The sequence below is a fragment of the Rhodococcus sp. 15-725-2-2b genome (assembly GCF_002259075.1).
GTDB lineage: Bacteria > Actinomycetota > Actinomycetes > Mycobacteriales > Mycobacteriaceae > Rhodococcoides.
The window spans coordinates 507,107-522,412 of sequence record NZ_NPFL01000006.1; the positions used below are offsets into that span (position 1 = coordinate 507,107).

Sequence of the window (15,306 nt, forward strand, 5' to 3'; positions counted from 1 at the left end):
TGACGCCAGTCGGACAAATCGAACAAGTACATTGGATGACGGTAACCAGCACTACGAGAGAGAGTCCATCACATTGTCTGCTCCGGCCGGTCAACCGTTGTCCAAGGGTCAGAACGGCCCACTCACCGTCGGTGACGTCGTCGTCTCCATCTCGCTGGCCGTACCCGCGGACCTGTCCGCGCTACTGGTCACCGACGCCGGAAAAGTGCGCACCGACGCCGATTTCGTGTTCTTCAACCAGCCCACCGGCCCCGGTGTACGCCTCGAGCCCGGTCAAGGTGGACCGGCCCGGCTCGCCGTGTCGCTCGCCGCAGTTCCCGCCGACATCGAGCAGATCCGCGCTGTCATCACCCTCGACGACGCGTCGAGCAACTTCGGTCGATCCGCCGCTCCCGTCGCCCGAGTGAGCGACGCGACCGGAAATGTGTTGTACGAGTACACGATCGACGGCTTGAGCTCGGAGTCGATCGTGATCGCACTGGAGATCTACCGACGTCAGGGAAGTTGGAAAGTGCGAGCCGTCGGGCAGGGTTACGCAGGTGGCTTCGCCGCACTGGTGACCGACCACGGTGTGTCCGTGGACGACGCCCCCGCACCCGCACCGACGCCGCCTCCCGCACCCGCCACTCCACCGCCACCCGCTGCGCCGCCCGCACCACCCGCCGCCCCGGTCCGTACCGAGGCTCCGGAAGTCAGCCTCACCAAATCCAAGCCCGTCAGCCTCACCAAAGGTCAGAAAGTCACCCTGCGCAAGGACGGCGGCGTGGCTCTGACGGTCATCCGCATGGGCCTCGGCTGGGATCCGGTGACCACTCCGAAGAAGGGCGGACTGTTCGGTGGCGGAGGCCGCGCCGCGAACATCGACCTGGACGCGTCGGCGATCATGCTCGCCGACCGCAACGTCAACGATGTCGTCTACTACGGCCAGCTCAAGGCCAAGGACGGCTCGATCGTGCACCAGGGCGACAACCTCACCGGCGAAGGCGAGGGCGACGACGAGGTGATCGTGGTCGACCTGACGCGGGTACCCAAGCACGTGACCGGCATCGTCTTCACCGTCACCTCGTACCGCGGTCAGACGTTCGAGCAGGTCGCGAACGCATTCTGCCGTCTGGTCGACAACACCACCAACACCGAACTCGCCCGCTTCACCCTGCAGGGCGGCATGCCGTTCACCGGTCTGGTGATGGCCAAGGTGTATCGCCAGGGCAGTGAGTGGAAACTCCAGGCGATCGGCGACGGCATCCAGGCCAAGCACGCCGGTGAAGCCGTCAAACAGCTCGGCCGCTATATGTGACCTTTCGGGCCCCGGTCCGATCCGAGATGGTCCGATCTGCAGCGCCGTCGAGCACGCCACCGAGCGGGTCGACGGCGCTGCCGTTTCTGATGAGATCCTCGGACGGTCGGTAGATCTGCCGAACGATCAACGCGCACAATCCGATCACGGCGACATCGCGCACCACGACGGTCGCGGTGAACCACTGTTCGGGAAGGCCCTTGTTCTCCACACCCAGGTAGTAGTACATCCGCGGGAACCAGACGAACGCGTCGATCGTCATCCACGCCAACAGAATTCGCCGATGCGGCAGCGCCAGCACGGCCAACGGAACCAGCCACAGCGAATACTGCGGGCTCCATACCTTGTTGGTGAGCAGGAACCCGGCCACCACCAGGAACACCAGCTGCGCGAGACGCGGCCGCGTCGGTGCCGTCGTACCGATGTATGCGATCAGCGCACACACGATGGCGAACAACACGAGTGTCACGGCGTTGAGGACCAACGGTTTGTCGCCCGGGTAGAGGGGGCCGTCGAAACCGGTCCAGCCGGTGAACGAGGTGACGACGTTGTACAGCGAATCCGGGTCGGCACCGCGCTCGGAATTGAGCCGGAAGAATTCGTACCATCCCGACGGATACAGCAGCGCGAGAGGGAGATTGACCGCCAGCCAGGCACCGAGCGCCGCACAGGCGGTGATGCCCCACTCGCGCATCTTTCCGGTGCGCCAGCACAGCACCAGCAGGGGTCCGAGGAACAGCAGGGGATAGAGCTTGGTGGCACCGCCGAGACCGATCAGAACTCCGGCCAGAACCGGCCGCTTCTTGGCCCACGCCAGCAACCCGGTGACAGCGAAAGCCGTTGCGAGAGCGTCGAAATTGGTGAACCCGTGCACGATCACCAGCGGCGAGGCCGCCACGAGCGCGGCATCCCAGATGCGGCGCCCGGCGGCTATCGCGGTGGCCCACACGGTGACCAGCCAGGCGACCGCCAATCCCAGGGCAACCACGTTGAAGTAGACCACGACCGGTAGCGCCTGCGGCAGGAAACTCAGTGAGTTCCAGGCTTTTCCGACGACCATCGAGCCGTACTGGTACAATCCCGCGAGCACCGGGTACTCCATGTACCTGATCTGACTGGACCCGTCCGCCTTGGTTTCTTCCCAGGACTTCTTGTACGGGAAAGCACCTTGATCGAGTCGCTCCGCCCCGTAGAGCGGCACGGTGTCGGAATAGCACATCGCCACGTACTGACGACTGCCACTCCAGTCGAGTCCGAGCTCGCCGCCCGGTCCCACCGGTGCCTGCTGGATACAGGCTGCCTTGGCGAACCAACCGAAGCACAGGAAGACCACCGCCAGCAGCAGAATCACCCGTAATGCGGTGAACCAGCGCTGCCGACCGATCAGCGCGTGCTTGCCGACCGGCCCGCCGATGACCGAGGACAGTTCCTCGGTCATCGGATCGGTACGACTGGGCAGATCGCGGTCTGCTGCGCTCGCGGGGTCGAGCCGACCGGGGCTGGCCACTGCTCGACCCTTGCGCTGGGGTTCGGTCGTCACCGCTGGAGTCGTTACTGCCCGGGTGCCGCTGGTTCGGGCGCGGCGGGTTCGGGTGCCGCCGGTTCGGGTTCCGCGGGCTGCGCCGGTGCCAGTCCTGGCAGCGGGATGGTGACGCCGGGCAGAATCTCGACCTGCCGCGGAGTGATGACCACCGGCGGCGAGATCTCCGTCGGAATCGGCAGGGTCACCTGCGGCGGAGCTGTCGACGGTGCCACCGTCGCCGTCGGGGCCGGTGCCGAGTACTGCGGCACCCCGGCCTGACCTGCGATGGCCTCCGGCGTCGGGAAGGTCTCGTTCGAGGTGCCCTCCAACGTGCCGTCCATCGTGTCTTTCCAGATGTCCGACGGTATGCCCGATCCGTAGATCGGTCCGCCGTAACTGTTCTCGAGCGGCAGACCCTGCTCGGTGCCGACCCACACGGCCGTGGACAGTGACGGCGTGTAACCGACCATCCAGGCGTCCTTGTTCTGCCCGGTGTCTCCGAGCTGAGCGGTACCGGTCTTGGCCGCCGACTGGCGACCGCCGGCGAGGTTGTGACCGTTGGAGTAGCCGGCGATCGGACGCATCGCCGAGGTCACGTTGTCCGCGACCGCGGCCGAGACGACCTGCTGGCCCGCTTCGGGAGCGCGGTCGAGAAGCACTGTGCCGTCGGCCGTGACGACCTTCTGCACGAAGTGCGGGGTGTGATAGACGCCCGACGCAGCCAAGGTCGCGTAGGCCGAAGCCATGTCGATGACGCGAGACTGGTACTGGCCGAGCACGACTCCGTAGTTGGGGCCTGCGTTGTCGGGCTCGGTGAGGGTGGGTCCGACGCCGTCGATCTCCTGCGGGATGCCGAGCTTGTGCGCCATGTCCGCGATGGCCTGCGGACCGTTGTCCATGCCGAGCATCATGCGATAGAAGCTCGTGTTGAGCGAGCGCTTGAGCGCTTCGGCGATGGTGCACGTTCCACAGGAGGCACCCTCGACGTTGCTGATCTCGATGCCGTTGACGTCGAGCGGCGAGCTGTCGTACATCTTCGAGAGCGGAATGCCCTGATCCAGCGCAGCGGCCAGACCGAACACCTTGAACGAGGACCCGGTCTGCAAGCCGGACTGCGCGAAGTCGAATCCTCGTCCGTCCGCGCCGCCGTAGTACGAGCGGACCGCACCGGTACGGGGATCGATGGACACCGAAGCCGTGCGCAGCTCGGACGGTTCGTTCTCGAGATTGCTGTTCACGGCATCGACCGCAGCCGCCTGGGCTTTCGGATCGATGGTCGTCGTGATCTGCAGTCCCTCGGTGTTGAGGTCCTGCTCACTGACCCCGGCAGCGGACAGCTCGCGCAGCACCTGGGCCTTGATCAGACCGTTCGGACCGGCGTCGTCGGCGTCACCGGAGTCCACCTGTGACGTAGGGACCACCACCGGGAACATCATCGCGGCCCGCTGGGTCGCGTCGAGCTGACCCTGCGAGACCATGCCGTCGAGCACGTAGTCCCAACGAGCTTGCGCGCCGGTGGGGTTGGTTTCGGGATCGAGATTGGAAGGCTGCTGAATGACCGCCGCGAGGACGGCACCCTCCTCGACCGAGAGCTGATCGACGGACTTACCGAAGTACGCCGTCGACGCGGCAGCGATACCGTACGCACCACGGCCGAAGTAGATGGTGTTGAGATACGCAGCGAGAATGTCGTCCTTCGACCACTGACGCGCCATCTTCGAGGAGATGACGAGCTCACGCATCTTGCGGGTCAGCGTCCGATCGTTTCCGACCAACGCGTTCTTCACGTACTGCTGGGTGATGGTCGAACCGCCGCCTGCGCTGTCGCGTCCGAGCACGTTGTCACGGAGCGCTCGACCGAAGCCGGTCACCGAGAATCCGGGATTGGAGTAGAAATCGCGATCCTCGGCCGAGAGCACGGCATTGCGCACGTGCTCCGGAATCTGGTCGATCGTCACGTCGGTGCGGTTGCCCTCGGGCGGCACCACCTTGCCGAGCACACTCGCGCCGTCCGCGGCGAAGATCGTGGCGACCTGGTTGGTCCTGATGTCGCCGGGACGCGGCACGTCCTCGACGGTGTACGCCACCATGAAGGCCAGGATCGGCACGATCAGACCCAGGGCGATCAACGCGTACATCGTGCGTCGAACGACCCGCCACTTGGACTTCTTCTTCGTTTTCGCGGCGGGACCTCTTTCGGGCGGCTCGGGCGGTTCGCTACCCGAGGAGAGAACTGATGGATCGTTCGGTTCGTAGGGCGGTGGCACGGAGCCGGACCGAGTGACGGCCGTCGGGGCAGCTGACCGAACAGGAGGCGCGATGGGCGGCTCTCCGTAGCGACGTTCTCCGTAAGGACGCTCACCTGCGGGACGTCCACTGACCGGATCGACCGGCGGCCTGCCCTGAAAGGGTCGGCTCTGCGGCGGCATCGGTCGCTGGCCCGGAGGGGGTCCGGGTCGCTGCCCGGGAGGAGGTCCAGGACGTTGGCCGGGAGGAGGCATCGGGGGACGACCCTGCGGCGGCATCGGACGCTGCCCGGGAGGAGGCCCTGGTCGCTGCCCGGGAGGAGGTCCAGGACGCTGACCGGCAGGGGGCATCGGGGGACGACCCTGCGGCGGCATCGGACGCGGGCCGGGAGGAGGCACCGGGCGACGACCGGGAGGATCGGAATGTCGACTGCCGCGCGGCGGCCCGGGCACGTCGGGACGCCGTCCGGAGTCGCTACGGCCCGGTTCGTTGCTACCCGGGTTGTTGTCGTAGGGGGAACTCACGTACGAATCTCCAGTAATTTCGGCGGCCGCGTCGAACTCTCGGTGGATGGGATCAGCGGAGCGATTGTGTCACTCACTCGCTGTTCGACGGTTCGGTTGTCGGGAACCCGATCGCGGACGACGGGGTTGTTTGGGCGCGGGAACCGCCCCGAGGACATAGGACTGGACGAGGTGGTTCCAACTGCACGACCTACACACCTCGACCACATGGACCGAGAACTCCTCCTGGGTCGCCGCGAGGCGGACGAGTTCGTCCGCAGTTCTCGCCGACCCGGACAGCGCCCCGAGCTTCTCGCCGAACACCCAGGACACCAGCGTGAGCTGCTCCTTGCGGCAGATGGGGCACACCACGTCGCTGCCGCGCCCGTGGAACTTGGCAGCGCGCAGCAGGTACGGATCTGCATCACAGACCGCTGCGACACCCGTCTTACCGGAGTAGACCTCGGCCAGCAGCGACCGACGCTGAAGGGCGTAGTCCACCACCTGTCGCTGAAGTCGCACGAGGACCAGAGTACGTGCGGCCCCTCCGATGCGGACCTGCGAACCCCGCCTCGGCAACGAGCAGGCCCCATTTCGGCCTCGAGACACAGTGCTCCACCTGTTGCGACGCGATGATCCGTCGTTCGTGATCATGCACACTGTGCCGATCCTCGCCGTGGGCATGACCGTCCGGTCCCTACACTCGCCCACATGTTCGCCACATCGGGAATACACGTGCGGCCCCGACGGGACGGCGACCTGAGCACCCTCCTACCCATCCTGCAACGTACGCACGAAACACAGCGCTATCCCATGCGCGCAGCGGCGGTGCGCGCCGACTGGCTTGCCGCACCCAACGAACTCGCAGCCTGGGTCGCCGAGCACGAGGGCACCGTCGTCGGACACATAGCGCTGCATCCGACGGCGTCACCGGGACAGGATCCCGGTGCGGACGATGCGAGCGCGCAGTGGCAGCGAGCAACCGGGGTCGCTGCCGATCGACTCGCCGTCGTGTCGCGGTTGATGACCGACGGCTCCGTGCCGGGCAGCGGAACGGCGTTGCTCGCACACGCAGTGAATGCGGCACGGAGCGAGGGACGGGCACCGGTGCTGCTCGTCGATCCGAGTAGCGCCGCTCTCGGCTTCTACCGCCGGCGAGGCTGGCACCGAATCGGGACGGCTGCGCAGCAGTGGGGCGAGTACCGAGTCGACGCGGTGCTCATGGTGGCTCCGGTTCGCTGAACCGATAAGCCACTCCACGTTCACCCGCGCTCGGTCACGCCAACAGAGCAAACAGGGCACACACCACTGCACCGCAGAGACGTACGCGGTCTGCTGATCGCAGTCGACTCATCAAGTGTCCGTTGCGTCCCGCACGCCCCAGTTCGCCATGGACTGGAGCAGCCTTGAATGCAGTCGCGAGCGCGGAGATCACTGCGCCGGCAACGCTGATCAGGGCAGCAAGGTGGGTCGAACCGGACACCAACACCCACAGACACGCAGCAGCGAGTAGTCCGTAGACCAGCCCGACTACGAGGGTGATGCGCCGCGAGTGAGCGTCATGGGCACGCTGCCAGTCGTCGTCCGGCACCTCCGCCAACGCCGGGTAGACGACGGCGGTCACCACCAACTGAAAGCCCAGGTGGAGGGCGGCAGCGGCGGCGAGCGCGTCGACCGGGGTCATAAGTCGCAGGATACGTTCACGGCCGAGTTGTCAGAATATGTATCGGCGCGATACATTCTTCGATAGTGCGGTCAATCGCATCGCCATGATGTGATCGTTGGATTCGAGAAGGGAGAGTTGCATGCTCGAGCTCGCAATTCTCGGACTGCTTCTCGAATCACCCATGCACGGTTACGAGCTCCGCAAGCGGCTGACCGGCCTGCTCGGAGCTTTTCGAGCGTTTTCGTACGGATCGCTGTACCCGGCTCTCCGTCGACTTCAAACCGACGGACTCATCGCCGAGGACGCCGGTCCCGACTTGCTCGTGAAGAGACGAGCGAAACGGGTGTATCAGCTCACCCCGCTCGGCAGGGAACGATTTGCCGAACTGGTGGCCGACACCGGACCGCAGAACTACACCGACGACGGTTTCGGCGTACATCTTGCCTTCTTCAGTCGGACTCCCGCGGAAGCTCGAGTCCGCATTCTCGAAGGCAGACGTCGCCAGGTCGAGGAGCGCCGAGAAGGGCTCCGCGACGCTGTGGCCAAGGCGAACGGGACACTCGACCGCTACACCAGGCAGCTACACCAGCTCGGACTCGAATCGAGCGAACGCGAGGTGCGCTGGCTCAACGAAGTCATCGCAGCCGAGCAGGCCGACCCCAACCCAGCACCGTCCCACACAGCACCAAACAGGACAGTCAAGACAGAAGGAGAACCCGACCATGGGTGAGAACAACAACGCAATCCGCGTGGCCATTGTGGGTGTGGGCAACTGCGCCTCATCCCTGGTCCAGGGTGTCGAGTACTACAAGGACGCGGACGAGAACGCCACCGTCCCCGGCCTCATGCACGTCATGTTCGGCAAGTACCACGTCCGCGACGTCGAGTTCGTCGCCGCGTTCGACGTGGACGCCAAGAAGGTCGGCTTCGACCTCTCCGAAGCCATCTTCTCCAGCGAGAACAACACCATCAAGATCGCCGACGTACCCCCGAAGGACGTCCACGTCCTGCGCGGACCGACCCTCGACGGCCTCGGCAAGTACTACCGCGAGACCATCACCGAGGCCGACGGCGACGCCGTCGACGTAGCGCAGGCCCTGCGCGACGCCAAGGTGGACGTGCTCGTGTCCTACCTCCCCGTCGGATCCGAAGAAGCCGACAAGTTCTACGCACAGGCCGCCATCGACGCAGGCGTCGCCTTCGTCAACGCACTGCCCGTCTTCATCGCAAGCGATCCCGTCTGGGCCAAGAAGTTCGAGGACGCAGGCGTCCCCATCGTCGGCGACGACATCAAGAGCCAGGTCGGTGCCACCATCACCCACCGCGTCATGGCGAAGCTCTTCGAGGACCGCGGCGTGCAGCTCGACCGCACCATGCAGCTCAACGTCGGCGGCAACATGGACTTCCTCAACATGCTCGAGCGCACCCGCCTCGAGTCGAAGAAGATCTCCAAGACCCAGGCCGTCACGTCGAACCTGCAGAAGGAATTCAACGCCAAGGACGTCCACATCGGACCGTCCGACCACGTCGGCTGGCTCGACGACCGCAAGTGGGCCTACGTCCGCCTCGAAGGCCGCGCCTTCGGTGACGTACCCCTGAGCCTCGAGTACAAGCTCGAAGTATGGGACTCGCCCAACTCCGCAGGCGTCATCATCGACGCAGTCCGCGCCGCGAAAATCGCCAAGGACCGCGGCATCGGTGGACCCGTCATCCCCGCTTCGGCCTACCTGATGAAGAGCCCGCCGAAGCAGCTGGCCGACGACGTCGCTCGCGAACAACTCGAAGCGTTCATCATCGACGCGTAGGGCCCGCAGCTAGACGCGAACTTCCGCCCGCCGGTCCACTCGATGTGACATTGACCCCCGAAAAGGCCACTGAATGTCACATTGAGTACCGGCGGGCGTTCGTCTATCCGGCCGCGGTGATTTCTCGTGGATCGAAGGTCACCTTGATATCCATGATTTTTCCGTTCTCGATTCGCTGCCAGTTGGCGGTGCTCGCCGGGGATGCGATGGACGTATGCAGGTCGAACCACGTCAGGACGTTCGGGCCGTCCACGAAGACGTGGGCGATGTCGATATCGGTGACGATTTCCGACATTCCCTTCAATCCGGCCACACATTCCGCACCGTTGTCTGCTGTGCCGAGTGGTCCCCGGAACGTCGCGTCCTCGTGCAGGATCGACGCCAGCGTGTCGAAATCCTTCGCCTTCCATGCCTCGAAGTAGGTTGCTGCAACTTCTTTCGGTGTCCGCGTCATGACATCGAGTCTCGAACGCACCGGACCAGAAGTCCAACAGTTGATAGCGATGATCGTCAGAAGTTCTACTCATAGCCGCAGCTGGAGTTCGCGCGCTATCGTGTGCTCGTGGCCATCGATCCCACTTCGAAGCATCCGGTCCTCGAACGTGTTCGCACGATGGCGTTCGCCTATCCCGAGGTGTCCGAGAAGATCTCCCATGGCCGGCCGACCTTCCGCACCGCCTCGGTGTTCGTCTACTTCGGCGGCGGTGTCAAAGGCGGCGACCAATACGACCTCTCGATCCTGGTCAAATGCGAGAGTGCCGAGGAGCAGCGCGCCTGCGAACTCGAACCCCGCTACTTCCACCCCGCGTACCTCGGCCCGGCCGGCTGGGTGGGCTTCGACCTGAGCGACGCCGACGACGACGTCTGGGCCGAGGCCGCCGAATTGATCGACTGCAGCTACCGCGTCACGGCCCCGAAGCGGAACATCGCCAGACTCGACGCCGGTGAGGGCCCGAATCTGGGAGTGCAGCAGTGGAATTGAGACAGCTGGAGTACTTCGTCGCAGTGGCCGAGGAAGCGAACTTCACTCGCGCCGCAGCCAGAGTGCACATCAGCCAATCAGGCGTCAGCGCACAGATCCGCGCGCTCGAACGCGAACTCGGTGCCGAATTGATCGACAGATCCGGTGGCACAGCAACATTGACCACCGCAGGTCAGGCCGCGCTGACACAAGCCCGCGCGACGCTGGCCGCCGCCGGCTCCGTCAGACAATCCGTCGACGACATCGCCGGACTCCTGCGGGGCTCGCTTCGCGTCGGGATGGTCACCGCCTGCACCGTCCCACAACTGTTCGACGCGTTGGCCCGCTTCCATTCGGCGCACCCCGGCGTCGAACTTGCTCTGCAGGAGGGTAATTCGGATCGTCTGGTGGCCGATGTGCGCGCAGGAGAACTCGACATCGCACTCGTAGGTGTCGCAGCTCGGGTCCCGGACGGATTGGAATCGATGGTGGTGATAGACGAACGCATCGTCGCAGCCGTTCCACCGCAGCATCCTCTGGCAGCACAGGGCGAGGCGACGTTGGCGCAGGTGTGCGAGCACCCGATCATCGCCCTTCCTCCCGGCACCGGAATCCGTGCGGTCTTCGACCGGGACTGTGCCGGAGTAGGACTCGCGCCGACGATCGCGTTGCAGGCCACCGCCCCCGACGCCGTGGCCGACCTCGCTGCCCGCGGCCTGGGGGTGGCGATCCTCAGCGCATCGATGACGACGTCCTACGACGACACACTCGTTGCCGTGGAGCTCACGGACTCGCACACCGCCGCACTCCTGGCCCTGGTCTGGCGGCCCAGGACGAATGCGGCACTGACCGAATTGGTTTCGGTGGCAACGCGCAGCTTCAACGAATCTTTTTGACGCAGAACCACAGTGCGATCAACAGACCCAGCAGGGCCACCGACGGCAGCACGCCGGGATTGCCCCCGATGATCCCGGCTACCGCAACGATCAGCGCCACGAGTGCGAAGAATCCCAGAATGCCCGCCAGCAACTGAAGATGGTCCTGAGCGGTCACGATTTGACGCCGCCCGCCGTCAGTCCGGAGATGATGCGACGCTGGAACAGCAGCACCATGATCACCAGTGGAATCGCCACGATGGTGCCCGCGGCCATGATCGCGGCATACGGCACCACCAACGGATCGTTGCCGGTGAACCGCGCGATGGCCACGGTGACCGGTTCGGTCCTGTCACTCGAGAGCTGACTGGCCAGCAGGTACTCGTTCACGGCTGCGATGAACGCGAGGATCGCGGTGGTGAACAGGGCAGGTGCGGCAAGTGGGAGCATCACCAGGCGGAATGCTTGGAAACGCCCGGCACCGTCGATCCGCGCGGCTTCTTCGAGCTCCCAGGGCAATTCGGCGAAGAACGCGGCCAAGGTGTAGATCGTCAACGGCAGCACGAACGAGATGTTGGGGATGACCATCGCCTGGTAGCTGCCGATCCACCCGATATTGGTGAAGAATTGGAACAGCGGGGTCACCAATGCGACGACGGGAAACATCGACGCACCCAGGATGATGCCAGTCACCACGTACTTGAAGCGGAAGTCGATGCGGGACAGCGCGTATGCCGTGAAGACGCCGATGACCAACGCGATCAGCGTGGTCGCGCCGCCCACGATCAGACTGTTCCCTACCGCACGCAGGAAATTGTTGCCGTTCGCCGTCGACAACGCGTTCTCGAAATTCTCCCACGTGACGTGCGTCGGCCACGGCGTCGTGTCGAAGGTGTAACGCGGGTCGCGGAATGCGGTGACGACCATCCAATAGAACGGTGCCAGTCCCCAGACGAGGATGACGACGACACCGATATAGATGCGGGCCTGTTTCATCGCCCGGCCCCCTTGCGCTGATTCTCCTGGGTGGCAACGGCATTCGCACCGAGGAACTTCACCAGGATGAAAGCCACGATGAAGATCATGACGAACGAGATGGTCGACAGCGACGCAGCGCTGTTGAACCCCTGCCGGATCTGCTCCACCACCAGGATGGAGATGGTTCGCGTGGCGGGGTTGCCCTCGGTGAGGATGGCCGGCAAATCGTACATGCGCAGTGCGTCCATCGTGCGGAACAGAATTGCCACCATGAGCGCCGGCTTGACCAGCGGCAGTGTGATCTTGGTGAACCGCTGCCACGCCGACGCCCCGTCGACGCGAGCAGCCTCGTAGACGTCGGCGGGAATCATCTGCAGCCCGGCCAGAATCAACAGCGCCATGAACGGCGTCGTCTTCCACACGTCGGCGATGATCACTGCAGAACGAGCGGGCCAGGCGTCGCCGGTCCACAGAATGTTCGTTCCCAGAATGCGATTGGCGATGCCGTCGTACGCGAAGATGAAGTACCAGAGCTTGGCGGTGACAGCCGTCGGGATGGCCCAGGGGATCAGGATCGCGGCGCGGAGCAGAGCGCGTCCGGCGAAGGTCTTGCCCATGATCACGGCCATCGCGAAGCCGATGACGACCTCGATGGACACCGTCACGACGGTGAAGAACGCCGTGTTACCGACCGCGCCCCAGAACTGAGACCCGAGCGTCCCCGGGGGGCAGGGCACCGACGTGCCCGAGGCCGAGGTGCACTGCTGCAGAATCCAATGCGTGTAGTTGACGAAGCCGGCAGATCCACCGGTGACGAACATACCGGTGGCGGGATCGAGACCTGGGTCCTTGGAGAAGGACATCACCAGGGCTCGGATTACCGGGTAGACAATGACGATCGCGAGGATCACCATCGTCGGTGCGATCAGCAGCCAGGCCCGACCAGGCGTCAGGCCGAAGCGCTTGTTCTTGGACCGCACATGCCGACCGCGGCCGGGGGACGAGCCCCCGGCCGCGGTGGTTGCGCCGGCCCCACTGGTCACACCAGCAGGTACAGCCATTGGTTCTCCCGAAATCAGTTGGCGCCGGCGGTTTCGATACCGGCCTGCATGTCGGTGATCGCCTGGTCCACGCTCTTCTCGCCCTTGATGGCGGCAGACACGTTGTCCTGCACAGCCTTCGAGACGGCCGGGTAGAACGGGGTGACAGGGCGCGGGACGGCATTCTCGATGGATGCCTTCAATGCGGGAAGGTACGGCATCGCGGCGATCAGTGCGGGATCGTCGTACAGCGACGAGAGCACGGGCGGCAGAGCGCCCTCGGCGATGATGCGCTGCGCCTTCTCGCCCTGCATGAAGCGCAGGAAGTCGGCAGCCGTGGCCTTGTTCTCGGAGTACGCGCTGATCGCGGCGTTGTATCCGCCGAGCGTCGACGTGCCGACGCCGGTGACCCCGGGAAGCGGTGCGACCGCGTACTTGCCGGCCACAGCGGAACCCTCCTCTGCGGCGGTGCCGTAAACGTACGGCCAGTTGCGCAGGAACAGTGTCTTTCCGTCCTGGAACGCCTGCTGGCTCTCGGACTCCTTGAATGTGGTGTCCTGGGCCGGGATGACGCCGGTCTCGAACGCGGTGACCAGGGTCTGCAGTCCGGCCTTGGCCTCCGGGCTGTCGACGGTGGGGGTCTTGCCGTCTTCGCCGACAATCGATCCGCCGTGCGCGTTGATGATCTCCGACGCGTTGGCCGTCAGACCCTCGTAGGGGGCGAATTGCCCTGCGTAGCAGTCGATGTTGTTGTCGCGCGCGACCTGGCAATCCTCGGTGAGCTCGGCCCAGGTGGTGGGTGCCTCGGGGAGCAGATCACTGCGGTAGTAGAGCAGTCCGCCGTTGGTGTTCTTCGGTGCGGCGTACTGCTTGCCGTTGTAGGTCGCGCTCGCGACGGTCGCGGGCAGAACGCCTGCGTTGTCGAGTGCGAATTCACCCTCGAGCGGCACGAGCCAGCCCTTGGCTGCGAACTCGGCGGTCCAGACGACATCGAGTGCCATCACGTCGTAGTCGCTCTGCTGGGCCTGGAGCTGTTGAACGAAGTCGTCGTGGGCCTGATCGGCGTCGGCGGACTGCTCCTTGAAGGTGACCTGCTCATCGGGGTTGGCGGCGTTCCACTCCGAGATGATCTGCTGGACGACACCGGTCTCGGTGGTGTCCTGTCCCTCTACATAGGTGATAGGTCCACGGCCGTCGGCATTTTCGGACGCAGCGCCCGAATCGCCGCTCGATCCGCTGTCGCTCGAACATCCGGTGAGCGTCAGCAGCGTAGCTGCTGTCGCAACCACTGCCACCTTCGTGATCAAAGACGCCATTGTTCTCTCCACTTACTTCTACGCGGTGGTATGTGCCCGGAGTTGGGCACGCAGAATCTCGCTGTGATGCTCCCCCTGACACATATGTCGATGGGTACTGTGGCACACATCGCACCGCGCAGTGGTCATTTTTGCCTTCCTGAATCGGTCAACCCGGGGGTGTCGGAGAGGGCCGGTAGCCTCTCGCTCATGAGTTCGGACAAGATGCTGACGCGGATCGGTGGGCTGCTTCGCCAAGCCGAGTCCACCGACAACCCACACGAGGCCGAGGCCTTCATGGAGGCCGCTCAGCGTTTGGCGACGTCGGCATCGGTCGATCTGGCGGTGGCGCGCTCGCACAGTGCGTCCAGGGAGCGACAGGCGACGCCGAGCCAGAAGGTCATCCCCATCGGAGAACCGGGCAAGCGTGGACTCAAGACCTACGTGCATCTGTTCGTGGCCATCGCGCACGCCAACGATGTTCAATGCGATGTGTCTCGATCGTCGACGCAGGTGTTCGCCTACGGTTTCGACTCCGACATCGAGACCACCGAGGCGCTGTATTCCTCACTGTTGATCCAGATGGTGCGAGCATCGGACGCGTACATCAAATCCGGCGCGTACCGGTCGGAGACGGCCATCCGCACCGTCACCGAGATCAAGAATCGCCGACGCTACACCCGACGCGAGGAAGTGCCGGTCGCTGCGGTGACGGCTCGGCTGAACTTCCAGACCGCATTCGCGTCGCGCATCGGTCAACGGCTCGGCGACGTGAAGAAGGAGACCGAGGCCAAAGCCATCGAACAAGAACAACAGGGCGCTGGGACAGCACTGGTGTTGCGCAACAAGGAGATCGAGCTCCGGGACTACTACCGGCAAACCTCGACTGCTCGGGGACACTGGCGAGGCCAGAGCGCGAACGCCGGGTACTCCGAGGGCGCACGAAAGGCCGGCGACCGCGCGGGGCGAAACGCAAAGATCGGCGGTCATGCCGAAATAGACGCAGCAAGCAGGCAGCTGGGACGCTGACCACTGCGTTCGCGGTGAAGAAGCGAGCAGTACCTCGCCCGGTGGTCCGGTGGTGTCGGTAACGGTCGCATCGATCTCGGCTATCGAC

16 protein-coding genes are annotated in these 15,306 nt (G+C 64.7%); 7 read left to right on the forward strand and 9 right to left on the reverse strand.

The window, feature by feature from the left end:
- Positions 1-73 precede the first annotated feature (73 nt).
- Positions 74-1,297, forward strand: coding sequence for a TerD family protein (locus CH306_RS08210; RefSeq protein WP_256981096.1), 1,224 nt, complete (start codon positions 74-76; stop codon positions 1,295-1,297).
- Here the strand turns inward: CH306_RS08210 and CH306_RS08215 are convergent.
- From CH306_RS08215 to CH306_RS08230, 3 genes are all read right to left on the reverse strand, one after another.
- On the reverse strand, positions 1,272-2,735 hold the full coding sequence (locus tag CH306_RS08215) for a glycosyltransferase family 87 protein (RefSeq protein WP_094646437.1): 1,464 nt from the start codon (positions 2,733-2,735) through the stop codon (positions 1,272-1,274). The genes CH306_RS08210 and CH306_RS08215 overlap by 26 nt on opposite strands.
- A gap of 113 nt (positions 2,736-2,848) precedes the next feature.
- Positions 2,849-4,957 carry a transglycosylase domain-containing protein gene (locus CH306_RS08220; protein WP_045200640.1) on the reverse strand — a complete coding sequence of 703 codons (2,109 nt, stop codon included), beginning with the start codon at positions 4,955-4,957 and terminating at the stop codon, positions 2,849-2,851.
- 702 nt (positions 4,958-5,659) lie between these two features.
- Positions 5,660-6,091 carry a DUF5318 domain-containing protein gene (locus tag CH306_RS08230; RefSeq protein WP_179273674.1) on the reverse strand — a complete coding sequence of 144 codons (432 nt, stop codon included), beginning with the start codon at positions 6,089-6,091 and terminating at the stop codon, positions 5,660-5,662.
- A gap of 189 nt (positions 6,092-6,280) precedes the next feature.
- Here CH306_RS08230 and CH306_RS08235 point away from each other — a divergent pair, with 189 nt between their 5' ends.
- On the forward strand, positions 6,281-6,811 hold the full coding sequence (locus CH306_RS08235; RefSeq protein WP_094646222.1) for a GNAT family N-acetyltransferase: 531 nt from the start codon (positions 6,281-6,283) through the stop codon (positions 6,809-6,811).
- 34 nt (positions 6,812-6,845) lie between these two features.
- On the opposite strand, the gene CH306_RS08240 is transcribed toward CH306_RS08235, so the two are convergent.
- Positions 6,846-7,253 (reverse strand): hypothetical protein, encoded by a 408-nt coding sequence (locus tag CH306_RS08240; protein ID WP_094646223.1) that lies wholly within the window; start codon positions 7,251-7,253, stop codon positions 6,846-6,848.
- 121 nt (positions 7,254-7,374) lie between these two features.
- Here CH306_RS08240 and CH306_RS08245 point away from each other — a divergent pair, with 121 nt between their 5' ends.
- Both CH306_RS08245 and CH306_RS08250 read left to right on the forward strand, forming a co-directional pair.
- Positions 7,375-7,965: a PadR family transcriptional regulator gene (locus tag CH306_RS08245; RefSeq protein ID WP_032396938.1), complete on the forward strand. Its 591-nt coding sequence runs from the start codon at positions 7,375-7,377 to the stop codon at positions 7,963-7,965.
- Positions 7,958-9,040 carry an inositol-3-phosphate synthase gene (locus tag CH306_RS08250; RefSeq protein ID WP_032396939.1) on the forward strand — a complete coding sequence of 361 codons (1,083 nt, stop codon included), beginning with the start codon at positions 7,958-7,960 and terminating at the stop codon, positions 9,038-9,040. The genes CH306_RS08245 and CH306_RS08250 overlap by 8 nt, the downstream gene beginning before the upstream one ends.
- A gap of 103 nt (positions 9,041-9,143) precedes the next feature.
- Here CH306_RS08250 and CH306_RS08255 read toward each other — a convergent pair whose 3' ends face one another.
- A complete protein-coding gene (locus tag CH306_RS08255) occupies positions 9,144-9,494 on the reverse strand; it encodes a nuclear transport factor 2 family protein (protein WP_094646224.1) in 351 nt (116 codons plus the stop codon).
- Between the two features lie 108 nt (positions 9,495-9,602).
- Here CH306_RS08255 and CH306_RS08260 point away from each other — a divergent pair, with 108 nt between their 5' ends.
- Positions 9,603-10,022: an MmcQ/YjbR family DNA-binding protein gene (locus CH306_RS08260; RefSeq protein ID WP_373453902.1), complete on the forward strand. Its 420-nt coding sequence runs from the start codon at positions 9,603-9,605 to the stop codon at positions 10,020-10,022.
- Positions 10,013-10,897: a LysR family transcriptional regulator gene (locus CH306_RS08265; RefSeq protein WP_094646226.1), complete on the forward strand. Its 885-nt coding sequence runs from the start codon at positions 10,013-10,015 to the stop codon at positions 10,895-10,897. Before CH306_RS08260 ends, CH306_RS08265 begins: the two co-directional genes overlap by 10 nt.
- Here CH306_RS08265 and CH306_RS29025 read toward each other — a convergent pair.
- From CH306_RS29025 to CH306_RS08280, 4 genes are read right to left on the reverse strand one after another with little or no spacing between them, the layout of a single operon-like run.
- On the reverse strand, positions 10,881-11,054 hold the full coding sequence (locus CH306_RS29025; protein ID WP_179272810.1) for a hypothetical protein: 174 nt from the start codon (positions 11,052-11,054) through the stop codon (positions 10,881-10,883). The genes CH306_RS08265 and CH306_RS29025 overlap by 17 nt on opposite strands.
- The gene (locus tag CH306_RS08270; protein WP_094646227.1) at positions 11,051-11,872 is read right to left on the reverse strand and encodes a carbohydrate ABC transporter permease; all 822 of its coding nucleotides are present in this window, start codon (positions 11,870-11,872) and stop codon (positions 11,051-11,053) included. Before CH306_RS08270 ends, CH306_RS29025 begins: the two co-directional genes overlap by 4 nt.
- Complete coding sequence (locus CH306_RS08275) at positions 11,869-12,915, reverse strand: carbohydrate ABC transporter permease (protein WP_179272809.1); 1,047 nt, start codon at positions 12,913-12,915, stop codon at positions 11,869-11,871. The genes CH306_RS08270 and CH306_RS08275 overlap by 4 nt, the downstream gene beginning before the upstream one ends.
- A 14-nt stretch (positions 12,916-12,929) precedes the next feature.
- Entirely contained in the window at positions 12,930-14,210 is a 1,281-nt protein-coding gene (locus tag CH306_RS08280; protein ID WP_032396943.1) for an ABC transporter substrate-binding protein, read from the reverse strand.
- 189 nt (positions 14,211-14,399) lie between these two features.
- Between CH306_RS08280 and CH306_RS08285 the strand changes: the two genes are divergently transcribed.
- Positions 14,400-15,218, forward strand: coding sequence for a DUF2786 domain-containing protein (locus CH306_RS08285; protein WP_094646228.1), 819 nt, complete (start codon positions 14,400-14,402; stop codon positions 15,216-15,218).
- Positions 15,219-15,306 lie beyond the last annotated feature (88 nt).

Excerpts from the sequence above, each read along its gene's own strand:
- CH306_RS08280 (WP_032396943.1), bottom strand. The coding sequence starts at position 14,210 with ATGGCGTCTTTGATCACGAAGGTGGCAGTGGTTGCGACAGCAGCTACG.
- CH306_RS08220 (WP_045200640.1), bottom strand. The coding sequence starts at position 4,957 with ATGTACGCGTTGATCGCCCTGGGTCTGATCGTGCCGATCCTGGCCTTC.
- CH306_RS08235 (WP_094646222.1), top strand. The coding sequence starts at position 6,281 with ATGTTCGCCACATCGGGAATACACGTGCGGCCCCGACGGGACGGCGAC.
- CH306_RS08250 (WP_032396939.1), top strand. The coding sequence starts at position 7,958 with ATGGGTGAGAACAACAACGCAATCCGCGTGGCCATTGTGGGTGTGGGC.
- CH306_RS08240 (WP_094646223.1), bottom strand. The coding sequence starts at position 7,253 with ATGACCCCGGTCGACGCGCTCGCCGCCGCTGCCGCCCTCCACCTGGGC.
- CH306_RS08215 (WP_094646437.1), bottom strand. The coding sequence starts at position 2,735 with ATGACCGAGGAACTGTCCTCGGTCATCGGCGGGCCGGTCGGCAAGCAC.
- CH306_RS08255 (WP_094646224.1), bottom strand. The coding sequence starts at position 9,494 with ATGACGCGGACACCGAAAGAAGTTGCAGCAACCTACTTCGAGGCATGG.
- CH306_RS08275 (WP_179272809.1), bottom strand. The coding sequence starts at position 12,915 with ATGGCTGTACCTGCTGGTGTGACCAGTGGGGCCGGCGCAACCACCGCG.
- CH306_RS08270 (WP_094646227.1), bottom strand. The coding sequence starts at position 11,872 with ATGAAACAGGCCCGCATCTATATCGGTGTCGTCGTCATCCTCGTCTGG.
- CH306_RS08285 (WP_094646228.1), top strand. The coding sequence starts at position 14,400 with ATGAGTTCGGACAAGATGCTGACGCGGATCGGTGGGCTGCTTCGCCAA.
- CH306_RS08245 (WP_032396938.1), top strand. The coding sequence starts at position 7,375 with ATGCTCGAGCTCGCAATTCTCGGACTGCTTCTCGAATCACCCATGCAC.